Below are 23889 nucleotides of genomic sequence, written 5' to 3' on the forward strand. Positions count from 1 at the left end.
TAATGAGGCTGGAAACAACAGAAGTCAGGAGTTGGGAGGTGGGGAGGTGGGGAGGTGGGGAAGTGGAGAGGTGGGGAGGTGGTGAGGTGGGGAGGTGGGGAAGTGGGGAGGTGGGGAGTGATGAATTATGAATTATGAATTATGAATTTTCCCTGTTCCCTATTCCCTATTGCCTATTGCCTATTGCCTAAGATTGCAAACTTTGCTAAGATTGCGAACTTCCAGAGCGACTATTCCGCGCCCGCCGCAAGGCAAGCGCTTTTGCCATATGAGCTCTTGCCTATTCCCTGTTTCCTAAATTAATAAGGCCACTTCCAGTTATCGACATCTTCCTTGTCTTTACCGTTTTCAAAAGCGTAGTTGAGGTTTTCGATAATGGCGTTTTTCATTCGTTCTTTCACGTGAGCCGCAGCAGAACCCAGTTTGGGAACGCGATCAATCACGTCAATTACCAGGTTAAAGCGGTCAATTTGGTTTTTAATCGCCAGTTCCATGGGAGTGTTGATGTTCCCTTTTTCTTTGTAACCGCGAACATGAATTCGTTCTTGGTTGGTGCGACGATAAGCCAATTTGTGAATTAACCAGGGATAGCCGTGGAAGTTAAAGATCACGGGTTTGTCGGGAGTAAACAGAGTGTCAAAATCCCGGTCAGATAAGCCGTGAGGGTGTTCTGACTCCGACTGAAGTTTGAACAGATCCACAACGTTAACAAAGCGGATACGCAGTTCAGGAAACTCCTCGCGCATAATGGCAGTTGCGGCTAAGGCTTCGCGGGTGGTGATATCTCCACAACTGGCCATGACAACATCGGGAATATCGGGTTCTACGCCTCGATCATCGTTACTGGCCCAATCCCAAATCCCAATTCCTTTCGTGCAGTGTTTGACAGCATCCTCCATGTTGAGGTATTGCAGGTGCTTTTGTTTGTCAGCCACAATCACGTTGACATAATCTTTACTGCGGAGACAGTGATTTGCAACTGAGAGTAAACAGTTGACATCGGGTGGGAAGTAAATCCGAGTCACACTGGCACTCTTATTGGTAACGAGATCAACAAAACCCGGATCTTGGTGAGAGAAGCCGTTATGGTCTTGACGCCAAACCGTCGAAGATAACAAAATATTCCACGAAGAAATCGGCGCTCGCCAAGGCACTTCTTTGGAAATATCCAACCATTTGGCGTGTTGGTTGAACATGGAGTCGATCACATGAGCAAAGGCTTCGTAGGTATGGAAGAAGCCATGACGTCCGGTGAGGATATAGCCTTCTAGCCAACCGATGAGGGTATGTTCACTCAACATCTCCATGACGCGACCATCGGGAGAGAGTTGGCTCCCATCGAGATCTTCTTCTTTGAAGTCTGCCAACCAGGTTTTTTTACTGACTTCGTAGATGGCTTGTAGACGGTTGGAAGCCGTTTCATCGGGGCCAAAGACTCGGAAATTGGTCATGTTGTTCCGCATGACATCCCGGAGGAATTCACCTAAAATTCCGGTGTTTCCCGCTTCTGACCGTCCGGGATCACGCACTTCTACGCCATATTTCCGGAAATCTGGCATTTTTAGGTCTTTCCGCAACATCCCGCCATTGGCGTGAAGGTTCGCACTAATTCGGCGCTGTCCAGTGGGTGCGAGTTCTTTGAGTTCAGATTTCAATTTGCCGTTTTCATCGAACAGTTGATCGGGTTTGTAGCTGAGTAACCAATCTTCTAGAACCCGCAGATGTTCTTTATTTTTGCCGACATCGGACATGGGAACTTGGTGCGCCCGCCAGAAGCCTTCGACTTTATGACCATCAATTTCTTTGGGGGCTGTCCAACCTTTGGGAGTGCGGAGAATAATCATCGGCCAACGAGGGCGTTTGGCTTCTCCGGTACGACGAGCTTCTTCTTGGATGGAACGAATTTGATTAACGCAATGTTCCATGGTGGCGGCCATTTTTTGATGGGTGATACTGGCATCATCTCCATCAACGTGTTCAACCACGTAGGGCGTGTAACCATAACCGACAAACAGGCTTTCGAGTTCTTCAGCGGAAATCCGAGCCAAAATAGTCGGGTTAGCGATTTTGTATCCGTTCAGGTTGAGGATAGGGAGAACGGCACCATCACGAACAGGGTTGAGGAATTTGTTGGAGTGCCAAGCGGTTGCCAGTGGCCCGGTTTCGGCTTCTCCATCTCCGACAACAGCAGTGACAATTAAGTCAGGGTTATCAAAAGCAGCGCCGTAAGCATGGGAAAGGCTATAGCCTAGCTCTCCGCCTTCGTGAATGGAACCGGGTGTTTCTGGGGTGCAGTGGCTTCCAATGTGGCCGGGGAAGGAAAACTGCTTGAAGAATTTTTGCAGCCCTTCTTCGTCTTCACTCTTGTCGGGATAGACCTCAGAATAGGTTCCTTCTAGGTAGGCGGGGGCTAATATTCCGGGCGCACCATGACCGGGGCCTGCCATTAAAATCACATCGAGATCGTATTTTTTGATCAGGCGGTTGAGATGGATATAGATGAAGCTCAGAGCGGTACTGGCTCCCCAGTGACCCAATAAACGCGGTTTGGTATGTTCGGGTCTGAGAGGTTCCTTCAGCAGAGGATTCTCCATCAGATAGATCATGCCCAATGCTATGTAATGACAAGCATTCCAGTAAGCCTGGGTCTTTCGCAACTCATCATCGTTGAGTGGATTGGTGATTTCTGTAGGGATGTTTGGTGCTGTTACCATAATGTCCTTATTCCTTGAGTTGTTTATCTGTTTAGATGGGTTTTACTTATCGAGGAAACTTAGGCGTCGTAGGATCTCATTCTTTCAAATTGCTATTTGTAGATCATCAGTTAAAAGTTAGATATCCCACAGCACCAGCACTAAGGTTGTTGATTGATTCAACTGGTATTTAGACTTTGATCGCCTTATCAAGATCAATTAAAGTTCAAGTTGTAACAAATCGCAAGGTTTTTCAATTTTCTTTATGTTGTAGCAAGAGATTATTAATGTTTAACCTCAATTTAATATTATTTTAAAAATTAATTCTCTAAATCTTGCTATCTTTAAGCGTATTGTTAAACTGATCGCGGTTGTCTAGATCAATTTCAGCATCCATAATATTTTTATGACTTTAAAGCTCTATTTTTGGCGACATGGGGAAACCGTTCATAGTAAAACAGGCGGTTACTGTGGCGAACTCAACCCCGAACTCACGCCGGAAGGTGAAATCATGGCACAACAGTTTGCTGAGGCTTATCGTAATTTACCCTGGACTGCTGCCTATGTTAGTCCCATGAAACGCACAATCGCAACGGCAAAACCCTTGTGTGATGCTATCGGTTTAAAGATGGAACTACGAGACGGACTCAAAGAATTATACTATGGTAAATGGGAAGGTGAACGTCCAGAAACCGTTAACGAAAAATATCACGATGACTATGTTCGTTGGTTAACCGATCCGGGTTGGAATGCACCGACTGGCGGCGAAAAGGGAATTGATGTGTCTCGACGATCTTCTGTCGTCATTCAAGAAATAGAAGCCCAGCACTCCACTGGGAATGTTTTGGTTGTTGCTCACAAAGCCACCATTCGCATTATGTTGTGTCGCGCATTGGGAATTGATGTTGGCCGTTTTCGCGATCGCCTCGCCCTGCCTGTTGGGGGAGTTAGCATCATTGAAATGGCAGCACACGGGCCATTAATGCACTGTTTAGCGGATCGTTCTCATTTAGATCCCGATCTGCGTTCAGTGGTCGGAGGGTAATGTCAGTGAACAGGGGACAGGTTTGCTAGTGAGATAATATCTGATAACTATTTTCACTGGTGAATGGTGACTGCTTACTGCAAACTGATTTAGCTTCCCCTACTCGATTAGGTCTGTTATAGTATTAGGCGCGAACCTTTTATTGAGCGTCCAAATCAATGGTAGACAGTAAACCCCAACTTAATGTTGATAGCTATTCTCCTTCTCTATTAGTTGCTAAGTTACATACTTATTTCAGAGATTTCTTAGATTATTATGAAATCGAGAAAGGTAGAGTTTTGAGTTCAATGGAAACGGTCGAAGATGAACGTAAACTTGAACAACTCAGAGAAAAATTACAACAATTGGGTGAACAAGCCGCTTATATGGGAACTTTAAGTGATTCTCTATCCGCAGCCAATCGATTGTTACACGCAAAAGGAGTTGTTGTTGATCTGGAGTTGGACGATGAAATTTATAAGATCCATCATTCAACAGAACCATGAAAATCCTCGTACTTAATGCAGGTTCTAGTTCTCAAAAAAGTAGTTTATATAATATTGAGGGAAATATACTTCCTCAGCAACATCCTGAACCGATCTGGGAAGCCAGTATTGATTGGACAGCATCGAATGATTTCGGCACCTTGAAAGTCAAGGCTAATAATACTAAACAGGAAATCAAGTTAGACCCCAATCAACGGGTTGAAGGAATTTCTAAAGTGTTGGAAACTTTGACTCAAGGGGAAACTCAAGTTATCGATCAATTGTCGGAAATTGATGTTGTAGGTCATCGGGTTGTACATGGCGGTTCAGACTATTGTGAAGCCACCCGCATTACTTCTGAAGTTAAAGCCGAAATTGAGCGTTTAATTACCCTCGCCCCCAATCATAATCCGGCACATTTAGAAGGAATAGAAGCGATTGAACGGGTGTTAGCAGATGTTCCGCAAGTGGCAGTGTTTGACACGGCTTTTCATAGTAAAATGCCCCGATCTTCTGCCGTTTATCCCATTCCCTATGAATGGTTTGAACAGGGAATTCGTCGTTATGGATTTCATGGAACCAGTCACAAATATTGCGCCCAACGGGCTGCACAATTGTTAGATAAACCTTTAGAGTCTCTACAGCTTATTACTTGTCATTTAGGCAATGGTTGTTCTTTAGCTGCAATTCGAGATGGAATCAGTGTAGATACCACAATGGGATTTACTCCGTTAGAAGGATTAATGATGGGAACTCGTAGCGGTTCAATTGATCCAGCCATTTTAATTTATTTGATGCGAAATCAGGGGTTTAATGCCGAGCAATTAGATCAATTATTGAATAAAGAATCGGGTATAAAAGGCATTACTGGAAAATCAAGCGATATGCGTTATGTACTAGAACAGATAGAAAAAGGGGATGATCGGGCAAAGCTTGCTTTTGAGATGTTTATTCATCACCTAAAAACTTCTATTGGTTCAATGTTAGGAAATATTACCCGCTTAGATGCACTGGTGTTTTCAGCAGGAATTGGAGAACATTCCGCCCCCGTGCGAGAAGCAGCCTGTGCAGGATTTGAATTTTTAGGCTTGAAAATTGATGTCGAAAAAGATGCAAAATCTCCCATTGATACCGACATTGCAACAGAAGATTCTCAAGTCAAAGTATTCGTAATTCACACCGAAGAAGATTGGGCAATTGCATCAGAATGTTGGCAGATGATGCACTAAAAAATATAAAACGATTAATTATTAACACGAAATCTTCATCCATAACTGACAGCCAGAAAAACTCACCACGAAGATCAACTTTCTGGGTATCTTTGTATTTTATTGTCTCAGGTAAAGTAACCTGCTTTGAGGAGATGTGCATAGTTTTGTGACATCAAACGTAATCATAGGGGTATAAGTTCTATTCACCTGCTAACCTAGAAATAACCTGATTTTGCGAGTCTAAAATGATCTTGGCGAATTATGTCGTGAGTCGTCAAGTCACTTAAATTAACGATAACCCTCAGTTACCTTACAAGTTAAATCCAGAAATAGAATCAATAATTTAGAATTAAAACACTAGAAAAAACGTGAATCAATCTGTTGTTATTAACTTTAGTGAAGAAAGCTGTGAAAGTGGTTTTTCAACGGTTGTTGCTCAGTTGTGGGAACAGAATCGCAGCCTCAAAACTCAATGGACAGGAAGTTTACCCCCCGGTTTAGAACTTTTAGAACTTTATCAAAAATGGCGTTTATTATATCCGATGATGTATGACGCTTGTGGATGGCGACAATCAGAAATTGAGTTTGAAGATGAGGAAATTACTCAAGTTTCGGAAGCAGAATTTAAGGAAATTTGTCAGCAGTTAAGAACAAGTTTAAATCAATGGTTGAACTCAGGTTCATTTGGTCGAATTGAACGCCAGATGCGAACCTATCTCTCTCCTGAAGAACAAATTCGGATCATTCTTCAAACAGAAGATACACAACTCCGTCGTTTTCCGTGGCATTTATGGAACTTTTTTCTTGACTATCCCGATGCAGAATTAGCATTAAGTATTCAACAATTTCAACCGCCCGTTCCTAAACCTCGTTCTCGAAAAAAGAAAGTTCGACTCTTAGCAATTTTAGGAAATAGTCAGGGGATTGATGTTCAAACAGATCGCCAAGTTTTACAACAACTTCCACAAACTGAAACGGTGTTTTTAGTCGAACCTCAGCGCCCAGAATTAGATCGTTGGCTGTGGGATGAACAGGGATGGGATGTTCTCTTTTTTGCCGGACATAGCTTTTCTCAAGCTGGAGATACAACGGGTAAACTAGAAATAAATCCTCACGAATCAATTTCAATTGAACAGCTAAAAAATGCACTGAAAGCAGCAATTAGACAAGGATTACAACTCGCTATTTTCAACTCTTGTGACGGTTTAGGATTAGCCCGTCAACTGGCGGATTTACAAATTCCCCAATTAATTGTGATGCGAGAATCAGTTCCCGATGGGGTTGCCCAAGCCTTTTTAACTCACTTTTTACCAACATTTGCTAGTGGGAAATCTTTTTATATTGCGGTGCGAGAAGCCCGAGAAAAGTTAGAAGGTTTAGAGACTCAATTTCCCTGTGCTTGTTGGTTGCCTGTAATCTGTCAAAATCCCTCAACCATAGCCCCGAATTGGCGACAATTGCAAGATGGAATTAAACCGGAAAAAATCCAACCCAAAGTTAATCTATCTCCGACTATTTTATTGACAGGCGCAAGTTTTATGGCGAGTTTATTGGTAATAACCATCCGTTTTTTAGGGATTTTACAACCCTTTGAACTAAAAGCCTTCGATCAATTCATGCGATCGCGTCCTGATGAGGGAATGGATTCGCGGCTATTATTAATTACAATTACCGGAGCAGATGTACAAAGTCAACCCCCAAAAGAACGTCAAGCAACCTCACTTTCTAATCGGGCTTTAGAACAGTTAATTGAGAAGTTAATGCAATATGAACCCCGTGTAATTGGGTTAGATATTTATCGAGAAATGCAGACTGAATCTGAGTATAAAACATTGATTAACTATTGGCAAAATTTAGAACGGCTGATCGGAGTCTGTAAAATTGGGGAAGATGCCAATAATCCAGGAATTTCACCTCCTCAAGAAATCCCTAAAGACAATTTACGAGAACGAGTAGGATTTAGTAATACAGCAATTGATCCCGATAATATTGTCCGACGTCAATTGATTGGTCAAGCTTCTCCTCAATATTCTTTATGTCAAGTGGATACTTCTTTAAATTTTCGTTTAGCTTTGCGTTATTTAGCCGATGAAGGAATAACTGATGAAATCACCCAATCAGGAAATGTCAAAATTGGAGAGGCGATTTTTCAGCCTGTAGAACGAAATTCTGGTGGATATCGCTCAATTGATGCTAGAGGATATCAATTTTTGATTAATTATCGCGCAGGAAAGCAGATAGCACCCCAATTAACTTTAGCAGAGGTTTTAGTAGAAAATCGGCTCACTCCTGAATTAGTGAAAGACCGAATTGTTTTGATCGGAACGACGGATAAAACCTTTAAAGATTTCCATCGCACACCCTATAGTCAAGGGGATTTTCCCGATATTCCCGGTGTGGTTATTCAGGCCCACATGGTCAGTCAAATTGTTAGTGCAGTTAAGGATAAACGCCCTTTAATTTGGTGGTGGCCTGAATGGATAGAATTGCTTTGGATTTTAGCTTGGTCCGGTTTGGCGGCGCTTGAAGTTTGGAAGTTAAACTCACCGAAGAAATTGATATTTACAATTACGGGAAGTTTTATTTTTCTGTATAGTAGCTGCTTCGTTATTTTGTGGATTTCTGGCGGTTGGATACCTTTAGTTCCCTCTGCGATCGCTTTTATTTCCACTGTTACCCTGATTATTATAATTCGCCGACTATTCAAACCTCAAAATTAATCGATCACCCAAAAACCCTGTTGTCGCCAATGTTGTTCACGCAAAGCTTGATCGAGGTCGTGGGACTGAAGCCAACCTTTATTGATCAGCAATTCACCCAATTTTTCGGAATACAAACACTGAAGGTTCAGGGCTTGTTCGAGTTGAGTCGAAGAAATCAGCTTCTTCTTTAATAAAATTTCACCCAGTTTCATAATCTTTAGTCCAAGTTATCCTATATGCTTCATAGACTGAAATTTCTAGGCTTATGCACTTTTTTTACAAAAATTCAAATTTGAGGGTTGAGTAAAAAAACAGCTTCTCAGTCTTCAATGTATAACTGAGGTTCAATTTATAGTTGATAGAGTTCATTGATTTGTCAAGTCACTCATTTTGACGACAACACTCGTATTTTTCTAACAAATAGAAAGACAGATTGACCCCAAAATCCGCTTTCAAATCCCACAATCAGGTTTTTTATTTAAAATAAATATTGTTGAATTCTCAAGATATCGCTACACAGTCTAAGTTTAGGATCATCTGGCTTAGGTTCTTTCCTGTGACTGCATAAACTCAACAACTCCAACCTATTAAAAATTATAGGAGTAAAGCGAGTTGACTGAATTGGCAAATTAACACTTAAAATTAAAGTTGATTTGTTGACAAAACTTTAACCCTCTATTACATTATGTTACCATTCTCCTGATCGGGTACATATTCCTAGAAAGAACTCTTAAACCCCCTAAAGAACACTCAGACCTAAAGTTCTCGACCACACTCAAGATTTCGTTATCCAAACAGAAGACTTTGATTTGGAGTCCAACCATGAATTCTCAAAAATTCCAGCATCGACACCTGATATCCGCCTTTCTTTGTATAGGAATGTTACTGAGTTCTAACACTTTAGCTTTAGCAGAATCTTCTCCTCGTGATCAGATCAAACCAATGACTAAAGCTGACAAGTCTAAAACCAGTTATACCGATAGAGGTCAGCCTAGCGTTCAAACTGGACAAGCCAGTAGAGGGAGTTGTACATCGGGAATTAATTCACAAGATTTATTGGCTTATATTCCTCAAGAAACCCCAGAAGGACATCCCACTTTTCAGTTTGATATTCCGTTTGAATCGACAAAAATTCACTCGGTTGAATTTGTTTTAATGGAAGATAATGCCGAGAGAGAAATGATTTATGAAACTCAGCTTGTGGCGAATCAATTATCTCCGGAGGTTCAGATCAATTTACCATCAAATCTAAGCGAATTAGAAGTTAATCAAAGCTATAACTGGAAATTGATTGTTTATTGTAGTAACCCAACTAATGCAGTCAATATGCAGGATGCGATTTATGTCGAGGGTTCAATCAAACGAGTTCAGTTAAGCGCAGGAACAGAAAAATAAAAGTAGTAGGATCGTACTCAAAATTCCCCAGAATTTAATCTAAGTTTTTATTTAATATAGAGGTGTTTACACGCCTTTTTTTATGCGTTTATTCGGTTTCAACTCATTCTTACTCTAAGTTTAGCTTTAAAATCGATAATTGATACTAAAATAAATTCCATCATCTTGAATATTATCACCTCGATCTCGAAAATCCACTAACGGAAAACCATAATCCAGTCTTAAACTCAGTCCATCTAACCCAAAAAAGGGGTCCCATAAAAACCCAAAACCTGTACTCACTAAAAAAGTTTGACGAGGTAATTTATTGGGGTTATCAACTTGATTCCAAACTGAACCCATCTCAAAAAAGGGTGAAATTTGTATGATCGGATCACCCGCAGAATTTCGTTTTACTGTAATCCGATCTTCTATCGAAAAACGAAATCCATTATCCCCAGTCCGCAAATTTTGTCGATACCCTCGAACCGATTTTCCACCCCCAATCACAAACTGTTCAGCCGGAAGTAAACTATCCGCCGAAAGTTGCAGATCACCTCGAACAATAATCAAGTTATTTTGATCAACCAGTTGAACTCGTTGTACCTGTCCTAACCAACTAAAAAACCGACTATCTGGAATCGGAGAATCATTCACGGTTGCATCAAAAACATCAATCCCAAAATTAAATTGCGATCGCAAAGACCAAGATCCTTCTGAGTCTCGTTTGAGATAATCTTGACCCAATTTTATTACCCGAGTTCGGCTATTTCCATCTTCATCAGGGCCAATTACAAAGGGTCGCGGTACATCTTCAAACACAAAAGTCTGACCATTTTGAAGTGCAAAACTTAATGATAATGCTAATTCTTCTCGGGGATTTCTAATTATCGGTTGACGATAGGCGAATTCATAACGGGCTTGAGTTCCACGAATATCCAATTCCTCAAAAGGATCTTGCGTGACTCGATTTCGGTTTGGAGAAACTCGCAATAAAATTGTGCCATCTTTAGCATTAATCGGAACTCGATAAGCAAAATCATAAACATCTGTTCCCCCTGTTGTTGAACGAGAATAGGAAGCCGAAACTTCATCCCCAAGTCCAGTAATATTCTGAAATCCTAAACTAATTCCTGTTCGTTCACCACCAACACTCGGAGGCGAATAATTATCAATATTGATACCTCCATAAAACCGTCTAGACTCCTCAACTCGGACGATTAAAATACTTTCTCCGACTTCTCCCCCGGGACGTAAACTGGCTTCAACGTTATTAAATAAAGGATTGATTCTCAGTAACCGTAATTGATCCTCTAATTTCTGAACATTTAAGGGAACATTGGCACCCAACTCAATTCGACTGCGAATATAACTCGAATTTAACCGTTTTGTTCCTTCGATTTCAATATTAGATAACCGACCTTCTGTCACTCGAATTTCGATCACACCATTTTCTATGGTTTGAGAAACAGGTCTGGCAATAGAAGTAATATATCCTCGATTAATATAGAGTTGAGTAATTTCATCGGCGACTTGTCGTAATTCTTCGAGGGTGAGTTCTCGACCTTCAAAAGATTTAACAATCGGATCAAAATCTTCGGCATCAAAAACTGTACTTCCTGTTACCTCAATTTGACGAACGAAAATTTTAATCGGTTCGGGTTCCGGTTCGGGTTCTATCGATTCTGAAGGATAATATTGGGCAAATGATGCAAATTTATAGAGTTGAGGTTTTAAGTCTGTTTCTCTAGAGTCATAACTCAAAATATTCGCTGTTCTCAGGGGTTGAAAATTACTCTGATATAAGCTAGAATAAATAGAGGGTTCAGATAAGGATAGGTATCCTAAAGTTGTGATTTCAAAAACCGATTGAAAGAGAGGCATATTTGAATAACATCCCAGTTAATCATACATCAATCCTAACGTGAGCTTGACTTTTTCTGAATCAGAAAATGAAGCCCTAATCATCATCTCTTTTTCAATCGGATTGAATCTTCATAAAAAACATAAAAAATCGTACCAAAATCAAATTAACTTGGTACTGAATGTCTATTATAGATAGGATATCATCAGATCGGCTGAACAGATTAAGAATGCTCAACTTGTTCAGTGCTACGTTCCAACATAGACTCCTGTAAGTGATGTTCATGTTGAGGTTCTTTTGCTGTCAACTCCTGTGCTTGTTGGTTAGTTTCCCCTGCAACATGGTGATCAACTTCCTTGTGGGCAAACCACTTCACAGATATTTTTGGAGTCCTGCGTACAGACTTGTTGACTCAGACATCACGGAAGTAGCGAATCGCTTGCTTGACATCCTCTCCGCCTTGAGGCGAGAGATTCCTGAATCTCACGATGCCCGGTTTTTGCTTCATCCACATCTGCGTATTTTATGAGTATTCTTTCACTTCTCTGGTGGCAGATCTATCGTTTTTTGCGTGTATAAAACCAGATGCAAAAGGTAATTAATAAAATTACAATAACCAGAGTAGAAATTGGACTCAGAAATTGCTTAACTAAGGTGTAGTTATCTCCAAGCCAATAACCAATAATAGTTAAAAAGCTAATCCAAAGCGTTGTTCCCACAGTTGAGTAAACTAAAAAAGAAAATAATTGCATATTTTCTAATCCAGCAGGGATGGAAATATAAGTGCGAATTCCGGGAATGACTCGACCTAAAAGGACAACCCAATTTCCATAGCGATTAAACCATTCTTGAGAACGTTCAAGATCTTCTACAGAAAGAGTTAACCACTGACCTCGCCACTCAATCCATTTTCTCAATTTCTTTTCTCCCCAATTCTTACCTAAATAGTACCAGGGTAATGCGCCTAAAATTGAACCCACTACACCTGATAAAATTACACCAATAAAGCTAAGTTTACCTTCGGCTATGGTAAAGCCAGCCAGGGGCATGATCACTTCTGAGGGAATCGGAGGAATAATATTTTCTAATAACATGAGGAGGACGATTCCCATATACCCCCAATCCGCAATACCTTGAGTAATCCAGTCTAACATTAATTTTTGCTTGATACAGTGAGAGAATAAATTAGCCTAATATTATATTTTAAATGAAAAGATTAAACTATACATCTAACATTCGAGATAAAATTTTATTCCTTTTGATAGAGATTGTCGCTCCGCTCAAAAGCTCAAACATCAAAGAGAAGCTATTCCTTGTGATAGACAAAAATATCAGCGTATAATTTTAGACTCTTTCAATCGAAATAAAAATAGAGTAAATCAACCCAAAGATTGAATCAATACTTAATTACTAACCGCTACTCTGATTATAGATAAGAGAGGAAATATTATGTATACAGGTGAAACAACGAGAGCAGTTGGATTATTTTCTAATCGCCGAGATGCTGAAGCAGCTTTACATCGCCTCAGAGATATTGGCTTTGATATGAATAAGGTTTCTGTTGTAACTCGCCATGAGAATGACGGTAATATTGCAGAGGCGAATGTGGAACAGACAACAGATGATCAAGTTAAAGGTGGTGCCAGTGCAGGTGCTGTCGCCGGAACCACCGCAGGCGGATTAATTGGTTTAGTGGGAAGTTTGGGAGTATTAGCAATTCCGGGAGTTGGACCCGTTGCAGAATTAGGTTTAATATTAGCAAATACCCTGATTGGTGGCGGTATCGGTGCTGTTGGTGGTGGCTTAGTGGGTGCTTTAATTGGTTGGGGTTTACCCGAAGATAAAGCCCAATATTACAATTCTCGCGTCCATGAACACGGTGATTATTTAGTCTTAATGGAAGGGACTGATCAAGAAATTCGTAATGCAGAAGCTTTATTAAACGATTACAAAGTTCGAGATTTACATCTGTTTGGAATACCGGGAACAGTTGGCGATCGCCAAGTCAATCCTACTTATAACCGCTCGTTCTAGATGCGCGATAAAATCACCAACTTGACCCCAAAAACTAACCCAAAGACTCGGTTTCTGAACGAAGCCGGGTTTTTAATCTTCCCCTCTCCTCTCAACAATTCCCTCTCGGGGTAGAGGAATCATGTCAGCTTAATTTCCTATACTAAACAAGGTATCACCATTACTACTTTTGTTTATTCACCATCATAACGATTGTTGTATTAGTTAGTTAGGAAAACTTAAAATGACTTCACTATCAAATGGATCAAGTTCAAAACGAGTTGCAATTTTACTCGAAAGTGGTTTTGAGGACTCGGAATTTCAAGTTCCTTATACCGCATTACAAAAAGCAGGTGCAAACATCGTAATAGTCGGTTCTCGTATGAACGACGAATACGAAGGAAAGCAGGGTAAAGTCTCCGCTAAACCCGACGCAACAGCCGCAGAAGTTCGTTCAGAAGACTTTGATGCGATTTTCATCCCTGGCGGTGCCGCACCCGATAAAGTTCGTCGCAACCCTCATGCAGTCACATTGGTGATTGATGGTATGGCGCAGGGTTTACCTATTGCTGCGATTTGTCATGGCCCCCAAGTCTTAATTGATGCGGATGTCTTACGAGGTAAACAAGCAACAGGTTTTAAAGCCATTCGCAAGGACATCCAAAATGCAGGCGCAACCTACGTCAATGAACCTGTTGTCGTCGATAGCAACTTAATTACCGCTCGACAACCCAGTGACTTACCGATGTTTACAGTCACCCTACTCAGCTATCTCAATTTGGCTATAGAAGGTACAACATTACCCGACCCGACTACTCAGGCTTTTGAATGGTGGACATTGGGTGAAGCCTGGAAAGGATCGAGCAAAAATGATATTGTCAATGTACTCAATACCGCGATCGTCGGGGAACGTTATACCCTCGCCGCTTTTCAAGAGTACAGCAAGCAAGTTTCTGACCCCGACTTTGTGATTTTATTACGGGAAGCCATCGGTACAAAACAACGCCACATTGAACTATTAGAAGCCCGTCTGCGCGACTTTGGGGAACAAGTGACTTGGCAAGCAATGGGAAGTGAAGCCTTTGCCACATTGCAAGGTTGGTTGCAGTCTAGTAGCAGTGATCAAGATCTGATGCGGCGTGCTTTAGGCGACATCCAAACAGGTATTATTGATTCTTCTCATTTGTGCGTTCAAGTTACAGATCCGGCAACGGCATTTGTATTAGAAGAAATCGAAGAAAATCTTCGGAAGCATGAAGAATTAATCGCAACTTTATATCGAACTCGCTTAGGTAAAAATGTTCAAGCTCCCATGCCGACAACGATGGCAGTCATGAGCTAAAGGACTGATGCAATAGAGGAAAGTAGACAAGGAATCTAGAAACTGATCAGGGTTTAATTTCTATTCTTGCTGCTTTCTTCTATTTGCCCATTAATACAGGAGAAATCGAAATGAATTTAGTTGATTTGATTGCCGTAGGATTAGAAACGATTGTTATCGGTATCTTAACTTTGCACTGTATTCAACGTCATTCTCTATTCCCTTCAGCTTTGATTTTACTCGGATTTTTATTTTTAATCTATAGTAGCAGTCTCACCGCATTAGCTGTTCCTTACTTAAGCATTACCGCTTCCCGTGACTACTCTGAGAATGTGATTAAACCCCAGTTTGTAGAATACATAACTCCCAAATATACGGGTATTCAGATGAGCAAAAAATTAAAATTATATCGGGTCGAACAATCAACTCAACCCAACTGATCTCAATCTTTTCGTTATTGTTAAAACTCTCAACCCAATAATTAATTCAAAATCGCCTGTTCGACTTGAGTAGAGTTCAGTTCTCGCCCAATAAAAACTAAGCGAGTTTGACGAGGTTCATCACTGAGCCACAACCGATCATAAAACGAATCAAACCGATTTCCTACCCCTTGCAAGACCATTCGCATCGGTTTATTCGGAACATCAACAAAGCCTTTAATTCGATAAATTTCTTGGTGTTGTACTAATTCTTTTAATTTTTCAATTAAAGCGGTCGGTTCAAAGGCTTGATCAACGATCAGCTGTACCGAATTAATATCATCATCATGTTCGTGTTCTTCTTCGTGGTCATGATGACTCGGACGACTTTCTAAATGATCTTCTACTGCTGCATTAAACCCGAGCAAAAGATTCGTTTCCACATCCCCTTGTTGACAAGCAACAACCTTCACACCAGGGGGAAGTTCTCGGCTTAACCATTCTCGCACTTTTATTAATGAAGCTTGATCAATTAAGTCCGTTTTTGTTAATAAAACCAGATCCGCACAAGCCAATTGATCTTCAAATAATTCTTCAATTGGGGTTTCATGTTCTAAATTCGGATCAGCTTGACGTTGAGCTTCTAAAGCCTCCAAATCTCCCACTAAAGTTCCTGCTGCTAAAGCTTGAGCATCGACAACGGTGAGAACACCATCAACTGTGGCACTATTGCGAATTTCCGGCCAACGAAAGGCTTGAACCAAAGGTTTAGGTAAAGCTAATCCAGAGGTTTCTACCAGTATACAATCAATGCGATCGCGACGTTTAAGAAGTTCTTGCATCGTGGGATAAAATTCTTCTTGAACGGTGCAGCATAAACAACCATTGGTGAGTTCTACAATATTATTTTCAGGGGATTCATCTTCTTCACAAACTTGACAAGAACGCAACAGTTCTCCATCAATTCCCACTTCTCCAAATTCATTGACTAAAACAGCAATTCGGCGTCCTTGATTATTTTGGAGGAGATGACGGAGTAGAGTTGTTTTTCCAGCGCCGAGAAATCCAGTAACAACGGTAACGGGTATTTTGTGCATCGTGAGTCTTTTGAGTTAAAGTTTAGGGAGATCATTTCATCGCTAAGAATGAATTAATTTGAGAGGTTAACCCCGTTCTAGCAATTTAGTTAGTGATTCGGTAAAAATACGAAAACTGATTCCAAAGCAAATCATTTAGGGTGAACTTTCCTGACTTTCAGGAGGAGGAGTTTCTTCTGGGGATGGGGTGACACTCGGTAGAGTATTCTCTTTAATGTTGACAAAAATATCATAACGAGTGCTGCGATCGCTAACTACTGCGGCGTTTACCCCAATCGCTTGTATCGCATTTACCCAAACCGCTTGTGCAGGTGGAAGCTGAGGTAAAGACAAATTACGGCGATCAAAAACTTGTTCGATATCAATAAAGAAACTGCCATTATTCGGACTTAATTCGGTGGGTACTGTTTCTCTAAATAAAGAATCTGAAGGAATCCCATTCTCGGGTTCTGGTAAAATTTGATTGGCAATCGGTGCGCCCAAAGTTGCAAATAACACATCTTCGTCTAACCAACCTCGAATCACACTAAAACCCCCATACGGAGAAGTCCACTTGACAACAGGTTGACCTTGGAGTTGGGCCGGTTGGATCTGAAAATCTTTAGACTTCATCGCCGCATCCAACTTTTCTAAAGCCGTTTCTGCGGCTTGGCGATCTCTCGTTTCCACCATCAAAGCCAATCCCGCCGAAAACTTTTGGGGGGTTTGTTTATTCGGAACTGCCGGAATCAACGCCAGAGAAAATTCTCCATCCATCCAACTCAAAAAGTCCTTTTCCAAATCCATCTGTGTCGCCTGTTTTAAACTAGAACTGAGAGCTTCTGGATTAAAAGGAGCAATCGGATTAGAAGCAGCATCTTTGCTGTAGTCTTGCCACAGTTGTTGTAAATTTCCTCCTGCCATAACCATCATTGCATTTGTAGGAATTCGTTCTAGCATTTCCTGAGATTGATTTTCAACGGTGAGCGTTTTTTGACTACTAGGTTTATACCAAGAAAGACCTTTGAAATTAATGCCACCCGATTCTAAAACAACACTACTGACAAACCCTTGATGCTGCTGTAATTTTTCTAGATTTTCGGGAGGAATGGGTTGGGCGGAGGTAAAAGAAGCCACACTAGCCGCTACCGGAATATTGAGATAAACTTCCGCAAAAGCTCTTGAGGTTTGAACTTTTTCAAGCGCGTTGGCATAACCTGGGGTTTTCGCAATTGAAGCCTCGCCTCGGAAAGTATCAATTGTGCGATCGGTGGCGTTAGCATCAGTCGTAACCAACAAAAACTTTTCACCCAAAACCGCGATCGAGTAATTTTGAGTCGGTAAGCCTTGAGTTTCAATAATTTCAATTCCCCGATAGGATCGTTCGCTGATATCTCCTTCTGTCAACAATTTGGGTTGGGCCAGAACTTCCTGTGCTTTTTGAGGATTGGCAATCGGAAAAACCATCACCATTGCGGGTTCTGTTGGAGAAGAAGGGGGCGAGTCCGGTTTCGGTAGCGTTCCAGACGTAATGGTTTGATGAGGCAACCAGGCCACCATGACTTCATCTCCAACCCAAGGTTGAATGTCTGCTTGGTAGTCAAAACCGCTATCGGTAAATAAGCGATCGCGCCAGTCTTGGATAGTTTTGTTGAGGGCGGCTTTGGACTCGGCGGTGCCATATTCGCGCAGTTTTTCCCATTGTTTGGGTTCGGTAGAGAACGAAACCGCCATCATTGCATCAGTCGGCACGATGTTTGCCCCAATCGGAACATTTTCGAGGGCTTTTCTCGAAAGTACAAAGTAATAGGTCGCGACTCCCCCTGCAATCAGAAGAGCAGCCGCTCCCAGTGTCAACCAGAGGGATGATTTGTTTTTGTACATCATGGAGAGCAACGATTTAAAACAGATAGTGAGCGTCGATAACAGATTAACTTAACGATAAAACCCATGGATTTAGACTGCCTACAGATAGCTTAATCCGTTTTTCTGATCAGAATCTGTTTCTTTGACGTTTGATAATGGTCTTTAATCTCCCAAACTATCACATATCAAAGTGAGGTTTGGCAAGATGTTAGGTGCATCAGTCGGGAATAGCTTATTTGGCAGGGAGTCGCGAAAAAACGGGTTAAGGGTTACGGGTTACGGTAAATTGCCTTCTGGCTCCGGTCTTTTGCCTTCTTTAACGTCTGGGTTCTGTTTTAAGCCCGAAAAGTCTTCAAACCAACCCCTTCGCTGAAAGAACAGAAATAGACTGACTCCGACGATCAGCATCACAGCCAAACAAACGGGATAACCCCAATACCACTCTAACTCGGGCATATTCCAGGGAGACGCTGAGGGATCGAAGTTCATCCCATAGACTCCCGCAATGAACGTCAGGGGAATAAAAATAGTCGAAATGACCGTGAGAATTTTCATAATCTCATTCATTTTATTGCCCATTGTGGACATATAAATGTTGATCAGATCGGAAGAAAGCTCACGATTGGTTTCGAGCATATCTCGAATATTAATAGTGTGATCATAGCAGTCTCGTAGATACACTCGAACTCGTTTGCTAATCAAGCGTGTACGATCACGAACTAAGATATTAATGGCGTCTCGTTGCGACCAAATTGCCCGCCGCAAAACCAACATTTCTTGCTTGACTTCATAGATTTTCCACAGGGTATGATTACTGGGTCTAAATAGTATTTCATCTTCGAGTTCTTCGAGGTGATCGCTGTAATATTCAATGACTGGAAAAAAGCCATCAATAATGGCATCTAAAATCGCATAGGCCAAATAATCGGCTCCATGCTTACGAATGCTCCCGTGATTATTGCGAATCCGATCGCGTACAGGTTGTAAACAGTCGTATCGGGTTTCTTCTTGAACCGTAATCAGGTAATTCTCCCCTAAAATCAAACTCACCTGCTCTCGATGCAGCGTCTTTGAGTCAGGTTTGAGTAAGACCATCCAGGCGACAATTACAATTTGGTCAGGATTTTCATAATAGACGACTTTCGGACGTTGGGGAATATTAACCACGTCTTCTAAAGCCAAAGGATGAAATTGAAAAATCTGCGACATCTGTCGCCACGTTTCTGTATTTCCTAGTCCTTGAATATCCAACCAACTCACCGTTTCCGATTTCAAGTAGGGAATACAGTCTTGAGGTTGATTGAGTTTGACTCGATTTGTTTTGGCGAGATTATAGTCAGTTAAGACAATTTCCGGTGCTGGGTCATCAGGTTCAAGGTCTAGTGTTCCAGGTAAAGTTCCGGGTTCGTCGTAGAAATAGTCGAAGTTTGAGTCTTCTTCCTCTGCTGACGAATGTCCCGTTGGTGGAGAAGGAGTGAGACTATGTGACATAGAGTTGAGTTCTCACGGGTTCATCGGAGATTTTCGGAAGTTTGGCTTTTGACAGCGTACAGAACAGCTTTCACTTAGTGAAAACAGTATTCCCCAAAATTCGTTAGCCTGGGCTAAACCGCTTTAAACTGGGGTTGTTTCTGCACGTATTCAAGCAGGCCTTCACAGGCATCGAGTAGAATATCAATCACCTGATTGAACCCCTCCGGGCCACCATAATAGGGATCGGGAACTTCTTTGACATTGTGATGGCGACAGAACTCACACATCAGCTTCACTTTGTCTTGATATTGACGATCCGAATCAAGGCGAACAATAGATTCATAGTTGTCGTAATCCATCGCCAAAATCAAATCAAACTTCTCAAAGTCCTCTCGTCTAAACTGACGGGCTTGACCTTTGAGCAAGATCCCTCGTAATGAAGCGGCTTTTGTCATACGAGCATCGGGGGGACTTCCGATGTGATAACTAGAAGTCCCGGCTGAATCACAGAGAATGTCATGACTGAGATCAGCGAGTTCAATCTGGTGATTCATAATATTTTCTGCCGAGGGAGAGCGGCAAATGTTCCCTAGACAGACAAATAGTAACTGATAAGGCATTGATTTTGAGCGACCCTTGAGAAATTACATTCCGGGCAAGTTAAGTCCCCCTGTTAATTCTTCCATCCGTTGTCGCATGGTCGCAGTGGAATTTTCATAGGCGGCTTGTGTTGCTTCTAAAACCATCGCCGACACCACTTCTGCCCCTTCACCCATAACATCAGGCGAAATTTCGACCCGACGGGGTTCTTGGTTGCCACTTAGGTAAACTTTCACTAAGCCACCTGCTGCTGCGCCTTCAATTTCTAACTGATCCAACTCTTCTTGAAGCTTTTTCGCTCCTTCTTGAACCTGTTGAGCTTTTTTGAAAGCCTCGGCGAGTTCTTTCATTTTGCCCATGCCGAAGCCAAATCCTTGTCCTTGCTTTGTCATAATTTAATTCTTTAGCGCCCAGGACGCTTCCAAGTTGTACTTAAATGTTCTCAGAAAATCTTAAGTCTAACACTTTAGCATTTTCTCTAATTCTAAAGAAAACTGCAAGAGTGAAGAGCGAGATCTAGCTTTAGATCAGGTTAGGGATATTTTTTCCTCCGAATGACATTATAGAGCCAAGTTTCATCGAAAACATCAAAACCCCATCCGTTTTGAGTTCAAATTTAGCGGTTTAGAGTTTTTTGTACTTTCACGCACACGATCAACCCGAAATTCCGTTTGCAAGTGCTATTTTTCGTCTATTCTCAAGTTGACTTTCAAAGTCATTTCTAGTGATTGAGGATCGATAGTCTTGCAAAAGTGAATTGGGGAGTACCCCCTATGATCGAGCTTCAGAGGCTGTCTGCAATGCTTGTCAATTTTATCGTATTTTTCCCGCAACGACTGGCGAATTCCCTGGGGAAGACATCAGTTGAGCGTGTAATCGGGTCGATAGAGTGAAGCTAGAATTGTCAACTGGCTTTTAAGAGTGTTGAAACTCCCCGATAATCCTCACTTCGGGTTCGAGTAGGAAAGACCAACGCTGTTCAACTTGTTCTTGGACATAGCGAATGAGTTGGAAAATCTCAGTCGCGGTTGCGCCGCCACAATTGACAATAAAATTGGCATGACGTTCAGCCACTTGAGCGCCGCCAATTTGGTATCCTTTTAAACCCGCTTGTTCAATTAGCCAACCTGCGGGTTTTGGGCCAGGATTGCGAAAGACACTGCCACAACTGGGCAGATGGTAAGGCTGAGAACTTCGGCGGTGTCGCAGTTGATCAGTGGTATCAGCTAAAACCAGAGCGGGGTCTGCTCCGGGTTGTAACGCGAAAGTTGCTTGTAGGACAACGCGATCACTATTTTGTAAATTAGAAGTCCGATAGCGATAAGCCAAGTCTTTAGGAGTCAAAACCTCTAGTTTTCCAAAGCGAGAAAGCACTTCAGCTTGAACCAAAATCTCGGCCGTACTGCTCCCATGAGCGCCCGCATTCATCACCACAGCGCCGCCAACAGTGCCGGGAATACCGACCGCCCATTCTAAGCCTTGCCATCCCAAGCGAGCCGCTTTCCAAGCCAAGCGAGGCAAGGATTCTCCGGCGGCGACATGAAGTTGTCCAGTGGCTAAATCAAAGTGGGTGTGGCGCAAGCCACGGGTACCGATGACTAATCCTGATAAACCCTGATCACTGATTAAAAGATTTGATCCTCCTCCCAGTAAAGTTGCTGAAAGTCCTTGTTCGGCTGCCCATGCTAAACTCGCTTGCATTTCATCAAGATTTTTGGGGGCAACATACCATTCAGCCGGGCCACCCACACGGTAGGACGTATGAGAAGCTAAGGAAACTTTTGATTGAATCAAACAGTCTTTTCCTAGCAAGGAAATGGAGCGAGGAGCGGATGGGCCACTTGCTCCGGAACTCGACTGTTGATCAAGCTGACCTGGAGAGTCGTAGGAAAGCGTCATAACCATAACAAATACAACAAAATGCTTATTCTTAATCGAAACAACAGCACCATTACGAGCTTATTGACCCCATCGAGCGAGCCGATTGGGGCTGCTGCTCAATCTGAGGTAATGGGTGATTTTGATAGAATGCGATCACCTCGGGGATAATTTTATTGAGGTTGCCTGCCCCTAAAAAGAGAGCTAAATCACCGGGAGCGAGAATTTCACTCAATAGGGTTTTGACAGACTCCAACGATTGTCGGTAGTAAACTTGAGGGTGATAGGTTCCAATGGAATCGGCTAATTGTTGTCCATTGATTTGACCGGTGTTCGCTTCACCTGCACTATAAATGTCCGTCAGTACCACCAGATCAGCCTCCGCAAAGCACTGGGAGAATTCTGACAAGAAAGTTTGAGTCCGGCTATAACGATGAGGTTGAAAGATCGCCACAACCCTTTGAACAGGGATATTTGTTGAGGGGCCAGAGCCTTTACGAAGGCGAGCGGCGCCTAAAGTGGCTCGGATCTCACTGGGATGATGAGCATAGTCATCAATAAATAGGATGTCATTGCTGCTACCGCGATGTTCAAAGCGTCGTTTTGCCCCTTCAAAGGTAGAGATGGCGATCGCGATTGCCGAAAACTCCAATCCCACAAGTCGGCCAACGGCGACAGCAGCGAGAGCATTTTGGAGGTTGTGTTGACCCAGTAACTTAACGTGTAACTGACCCAACAGTTGACCCCGTTCCCACACTAGAGCCAGAGATCCCTCGGAGCCATACTCGACTGCATCTACAGTGTAATCGGCTCCCGAGTTGGGGTCTAAGCTATAGCTAATTTGAGGTTGAATCCGCTCTCGAACCGTGGCACAGTCAATACAGCCAATCAAGGTTTGACAATGCTCGGTAAAGGTTTCAAAGGTAGAAATGACTTGATCGAGGGTTTGATAATGATCGGGGTGATCAAGTTCGATGTTGGTGATAATTCCAATCGCGGGGGCAAACTTGACCAAAGAGCCATCAGATTCATCCGCTTCAGCCACGAGATAGGGACTCTGACCGACACGGGCGTTGCCTTCCCAAGCATTGACTTCTCCACCAACTAAAATCGTTGGATCGAGGCCCGCTTCCAGCATCATATAGGCAATTAGGCTACTGGTGGTTGTTTTCCCGTGAGTTCCCGCCACCGCAATACTTTGGTATTCGCCGATCAGGGCGGCTAGAATGTCAGAACGATGAAAGATCGGACAACCTAAAGTTTGAGCCGCTTTGTACTCTGGGTTTTCGGGATGAATCGCTGTTGAACAGACGACTTGGGGTAATGGCATCGATGATGGCATCCCTACACCATTCGCCCCAACTGCTTCAGATGATACCTCGACGGCTGGCTTTGAGCCGTTAGTCTGCCCCAAGTTTAAGTTTTTCGGGGTGCTGTTTGAATCGATTTGAGTTGGAAAAGCCTCAAAATTGCTGGCTTCTTGACTCCAAAAAATATGGACGCCCAAGGCTTGCAAACGCCGGGTAATATGGGTCGTTTGTAAGTCCGAGCCATAAATTGGCAGGTTGCGCTTTGCTAGAATATAGGCGAGAGCAGACATTCCGATTCCACCAATCCCGATGAAATGAAAGGGTCTGCCACTGAAATCAACAGAACTAGGCATTTTAGCTCCTTAACCACACCACACCACGCCAATAACAGGCGATATCATATCAAGAATTGTTTTTTCCCGATACAGTTCGGTAAATATTTCTCAAGAAGCATTCTACGCCATCCTTCACGTATAGGGGGCGAAATGCTGTAGTAGTTGTATACTATATCCTTTGTCTCTAAGCAAATACCGGATTTCTCTGGATCAAATTTAGAGGGGACGGCAATGGGACAATTGAG

General features: G+C 42.3%; 20 protein-coding genes. 8 read left to right on the top strand and 12 right to left on the bottom strand.

Annotated elements, in window-relative coordinates:
• Positions 1-299: 299 nt before the first annotated feature.
• Positions 300-2714 (bottom strand): phosphoketolase family protein, encoded by a 2415-nt coding sequence (locus tag M595_RS19400; protein ID WP_023068117.1) that lies wholly within the window; start codon positions 2712-2714, stop codon positions 300-302.
• Between the two features lie 385 nt (positions 2715-3099).
• Here M595_RS19400 and M595_RS19405 point away from each other — a divergent pair, with 385 nt between their 5' ends.
• From M595_RS19405 to M595_RS19420, 4 genes are all read left to right on the top strand, one after another.
• Positions 3100-3738, top strand: coding sequence for a histidine phosphatase family protein (locus M595_RS19405; RefSeq protein WP_023068134.1), 639 nt, complete (start codon positions 3100-3102; stop codon positions 3736-3738).
• Positions 3739-3896: 158 nt separating this feature from the next.
• Positions 3897-4223 (top strand): hypothetical protein, encoded by a 327-nt coding sequence (locus M595_RS19410; RefSeq protein ID WP_023068119.1) that lies wholly within the window; start codon positions 3897-3899, stop codon positions 4221-4223.
• A complete protein-coding gene (locus M595_RS19415; protein ID WP_023068105.1) occupies positions 4220-5431 on the top strand; it encodes an acetate kinase in 1212 nt (403 codons plus the stop codon). Before M595_RS19410 ends, M595_RS19415 begins: the two co-directional genes overlap by 4 nt.
• A 350-nt stretch (positions 5432-5781) precedes the next feature.
• On the top strand, positions 5782-8133 hold the full coding sequence (locus M595_RS19420) for a CHASE2 domain-containing protein (RefSeq protein WP_023068103.1): 2352 nt from the start codon (positions 5782-5784) through the stop codon (positions 8131-8133).
• Here M595_RS19420 and M595_RS19425 read toward each other — a convergent pair.
• The gene (locus M595_RS19425) at positions 8130-8327 is read right to left on the bottom strand and encodes a cyclic di-GMP-binding domain-containing protein, MshE-related (protein ID WP_023068099.1); all 198 of its coding nucleotides are present in this window, start codon (positions 8325-8327) and stop codon (positions 8130-8132) included. The genes M595_RS19420 and M595_RS19425 overlap by 4 nt on opposite strands.
• Positions 8328-8937: 610 nt before the next feature.
• Between M595_RS19425 and M595_RS19430 the strand changes: the two genes are divergently transcribed.
• Positions 8938-9510, top strand: coding sequence for a DUF928 domain-containing protein (locus tag M595_RS19430; protein WP_083492847.1), 573 nt, complete (start codon positions 8938-8940; stop codon positions 9508-9510).
• A 126-nt stretch (positions 9511-9636) separates the two neighbouring features.
• Here the strand turns inward: M595_RS19430 and M595_RS19435 are convergent, their stop codons facing one another.
• From M595_RS19435 to M595_RS19440, 3 genes are all read right to left on the bottom strand, one after another.
• A complete protein-coding gene (locus M595_RS19435) occupies positions 9637-11373 on the bottom strand; it encodes a ShlB/FhaC/HecB family hemolysin secretion/activation protein (RefSeq protein ID WP_023068097.1) in 1737 nt (578 codons plus the stop codon).
• 203 nt (positions 11374-11576) lie between these two features.
• Positions 11577-11729, bottom strand: coding sequence for a hypothetical protein (locus tag M595_RS31595; RefSeq protein ID WP_023068107.1), 153 nt, complete (start codon positions 11727-11729; stop codon positions 11577-11579).
• Between the two features lie 181 nt (positions 11730-11910).
• Positions 11911-12507: a DedA family protein gene (locus M595_RS19440; protein ID WP_040484377.1), complete on the bottom strand. Its 597-nt coding sequence runs from the start codon at positions 12505-12507 to the stop codon at positions 11911-11913.
• 295 nt (positions 12508-12802) lie between these two features.
• Here M595_RS19440 and M595_RS19445 point away from each other — a divergent pair, with 295 nt between their 5' ends.
• The 3 genes from M595_RS19445 to M595_RS19455 all read left to right on the top strand — a co-directional run bounded on the left by M595_RS19445 (position 12803) and on the right by M595_RS19455 (position 15127).
• A complete protein-coding gene (locus M595_RS19445; RefSeq protein ID WP_023068108.1) occupies positions 12803-13387 on the top strand; it encodes a hypothetical protein in 585 nt (194 codons plus the stop codon).
• Positions 13388-13610: 223 nt separating this feature from the next.
• Entirely contained in the window at positions 13611-14708 is a 1098-nt protein-coding gene (locus tag M595_RS19450; protein WP_023068111.1) for a DJ-1/PfpI/YhbO family deglycase/protease, read from the top strand.
• A gap of 110 nt (positions 14709-14818) precedes the next feature.
• Positions 14819-15127, top strand: coding sequence for a hypothetical protein (locus tag M595_RS19455; RefSeq protein WP_023068126.1), 309 nt, complete (start codon positions 14819-14821; stop codon positions 15125-15127).
• 41 nt (positions 15128-15168) lie between these two features.
• Here M595_RS19455 and cobW read toward each other — a convergent pair whose 3' ends face one another.
• The 7 genes from cobW to murC all read right to left on the bottom strand — a co-directional run bounded on the left by cobW (position 15169) and on the right by murC (position 23662).
• Positions 15169-16203: a cobalamin biosynthesis protein CobW gene (cobW, locus tag M595_RS19460; protein ID WP_023068131.1), complete on the bottom strand. Its 1035-nt coding sequence runs from the start codon at positions 16201-16203 to the stop codon at positions 15169-15171.
• 135 nt (positions 16204-16338) lie between these two features.
• The gene (locus tag M595_RS19465; protein WP_023068123.1) at positions 16339-18069 is read right to left on the bottom strand and encodes a DUF3352 domain-containing protein; all 1731 of its coding nucleotides are present in this window, start codon (positions 18067-18069) and stop codon (positions 16339-16341) included.
• 255 nt (positions 18070-18324) lie between these two features.
• Entirely contained in the window at positions 18325-19539 is a 1215-nt protein-coding gene (gene corA, locus M595_RS19470; RefSeq protein WP_023068109.1) for a magnesium/cobalt transporter CorA, read from the bottom strand.
• A gap of 113 nt (positions 19540-19652) precedes the next feature.
• Positions 19653-20141 (bottom strand): low molecular weight protein-tyrosine-phosphatase, encoded by a 489-nt coding sequence (locus tag M595_RS19475; protein WP_040484379.1) that lies wholly within the window; start codon positions 20139-20141, stop codon positions 19653-19655.
• Between the two features lie 24 nt (positions 20142-20165).
• Positions 20166-20513: a YbaB/EbfC family nucleoid-associated protein gene (locus M595_RS19480; protein ID WP_023068114.1), complete on the bottom strand. Its 348-nt coding sequence runs from the start codon at positions 20511-20513 to the stop codon at positions 20166-20168.
• A gap of 523 nt (positions 20514-21036) precedes the next feature.
• Positions 21037-22026 carry a UDP-N-acetylmuramate dehydrogenase gene (gene murB / locus M595_RS19485; RefSeq protein ID WP_040484380.1) on the bottom strand — a complete coding sequence of 330 codons (990 nt, stop codon included), beginning with the start codon at positions 22024-22026 and terminating at the stop codon, positions 21037-21039.
• Positions 22027-22072: 46 nt separating this feature from the next.
• Positions 22073-23662, bottom strand: coding sequence for a UDP-N-acetylmuramate--L-alanine ligase (gene murC / locus M595_RS19490; RefSeq protein ID WP_023068102.1), 1590 nt, complete (start codon positions 23660-23662; stop codon positions 22073-22075).
• Positions 23663-23889 lie beyond the last annotated feature (227 nt).

Source organism: Lyngbya aestuarii BL J (genome assembly GCF_000478195.2).
Lineage (GTDB): Bacteria > Cyanobacteriota > Cyanobacteriia > Cyanobacteriales > Microcoleaceae > Capilliphycus > Capilliphycus aestuarii.

Bases quoted from the DNA above. Each gene is read 5' to 3' on its own strand.
- M595_RS19400 (WP_023068117.1), bottom strand. From the start codon at position 2,714: ATGGTAACAGCACCAAACATCCCTACAGAAATCACCAATCCACTCAAC.
- M595_RS19405 (WP_023068134.1), top strand. From the start codon at position 3,100: ATGACTTTAAAGCTCTATTTTTGGCGACATGGGGAAACCGTTCATAGT.
- M595_RS19410 (WP_023068119.1), top strand. From the start codon at position 3,897: ATGGTAGACAGTAAACCCCAACTTAATGTTGATAGCTATTCTCCTTCT.
- M595_RS19415 (WP_023068105.1), top strand. From the start codon at position 4,220: ATGAAAATCCTCGTACTTAATGCAGGTTCTAGTTCTCAAAAAAGTAGT.
- M595_RS19425 (WP_023068099.1), bottom strand. From the start codon at position 8,327: ATGAAACTGGGTGAAATTTTATTAAAGAAGAAGCTGATTTCTTCGACT.
- M595_RS19430 (WP_083492847.1), top strand. From the start codon at position 8,938: ATGAATTCTCAAAAATTCCAGCATCGACACCTGATATCCGCCTTTCTT.
- M595_RS19435 (WP_023068097.1), bottom strand. From the start codon at position 11,373: ATGCCTCTCTTTCAATCGGTTTTTGAAATCACAACTTTAGGATACCTA.
- M595_RS19440 (WP_040484377.1), bottom strand. From the start codon at position 12,507: ATGTTAGACTGGATTACTCAAGGTATTGCGGATTGGGGGTATATGGGA.
- M595_RS19445 (WP_023068108.1), top strand. From the start codon at position 12,803: ATGTATACAGGTGAAACAACGAGAGCAGTTGGATTATTTTCTAATCGC.
- M595_RS19450 (WP_023068111.1), top strand. From the start codon at position 13,611: ATGACTTCACTATCAAATGGATCAAGTTCAAAACGAGTTGCAATTTTA.
- M595_RS19455 (WP_023068126.1), top strand. From the start codon at position 14,819: ATGAATTTAGTTGATTTGATTGCCGTAGGATTAGAAACGATTGTTATC.
- cobW (WP_023068131.1), bottom strand. From the start codon at position 16,203: ATGCACAAAATACCCGTTACCGTTGTTACTGGATTTCTCGGCGCTGGA.
- M595_RS19465 (WP_023068123.1), bottom strand. From the start codon at position 18,069: ATGATGTACAAAAACAAATCATCCCTCTGGTTGACACTGGGAGCGGCT.
- corA (WP_023068109.1), bottom strand. From the start codon at position 19,539: ATGTCACATAGTCTCACTCCTTCTCCACCAACGGGACATTCGTCAGCA.
- M595_RS19475 (WP_040484379.1), bottom strand. From the start codon at position 20,141: ATGCCTTATCAGTTACTATTTGTCTGTCTAGGGAACATTTGCCGCTCT.
- M595_RS19480 (WP_023068114.1), bottom strand. From the start codon at position 20,513: ATGACAAAGCAAGGACAAGGATTTGGCTTCGGCATGGGCAAAATGAAA.
- murB (WP_040484380.1), bottom strand. From the start codon at position 22,026: ATGGTTATGACGCTTTCCTACGACTCTCCAGGTCAGCTTGATCAACAG.
- murC (WP_023068102.1), bottom strand. From the start codon at position 23,662: ATGCCTAGTTCTGTTGATTTCAGTGGCAGACCCTTTCATTTCATCGGG.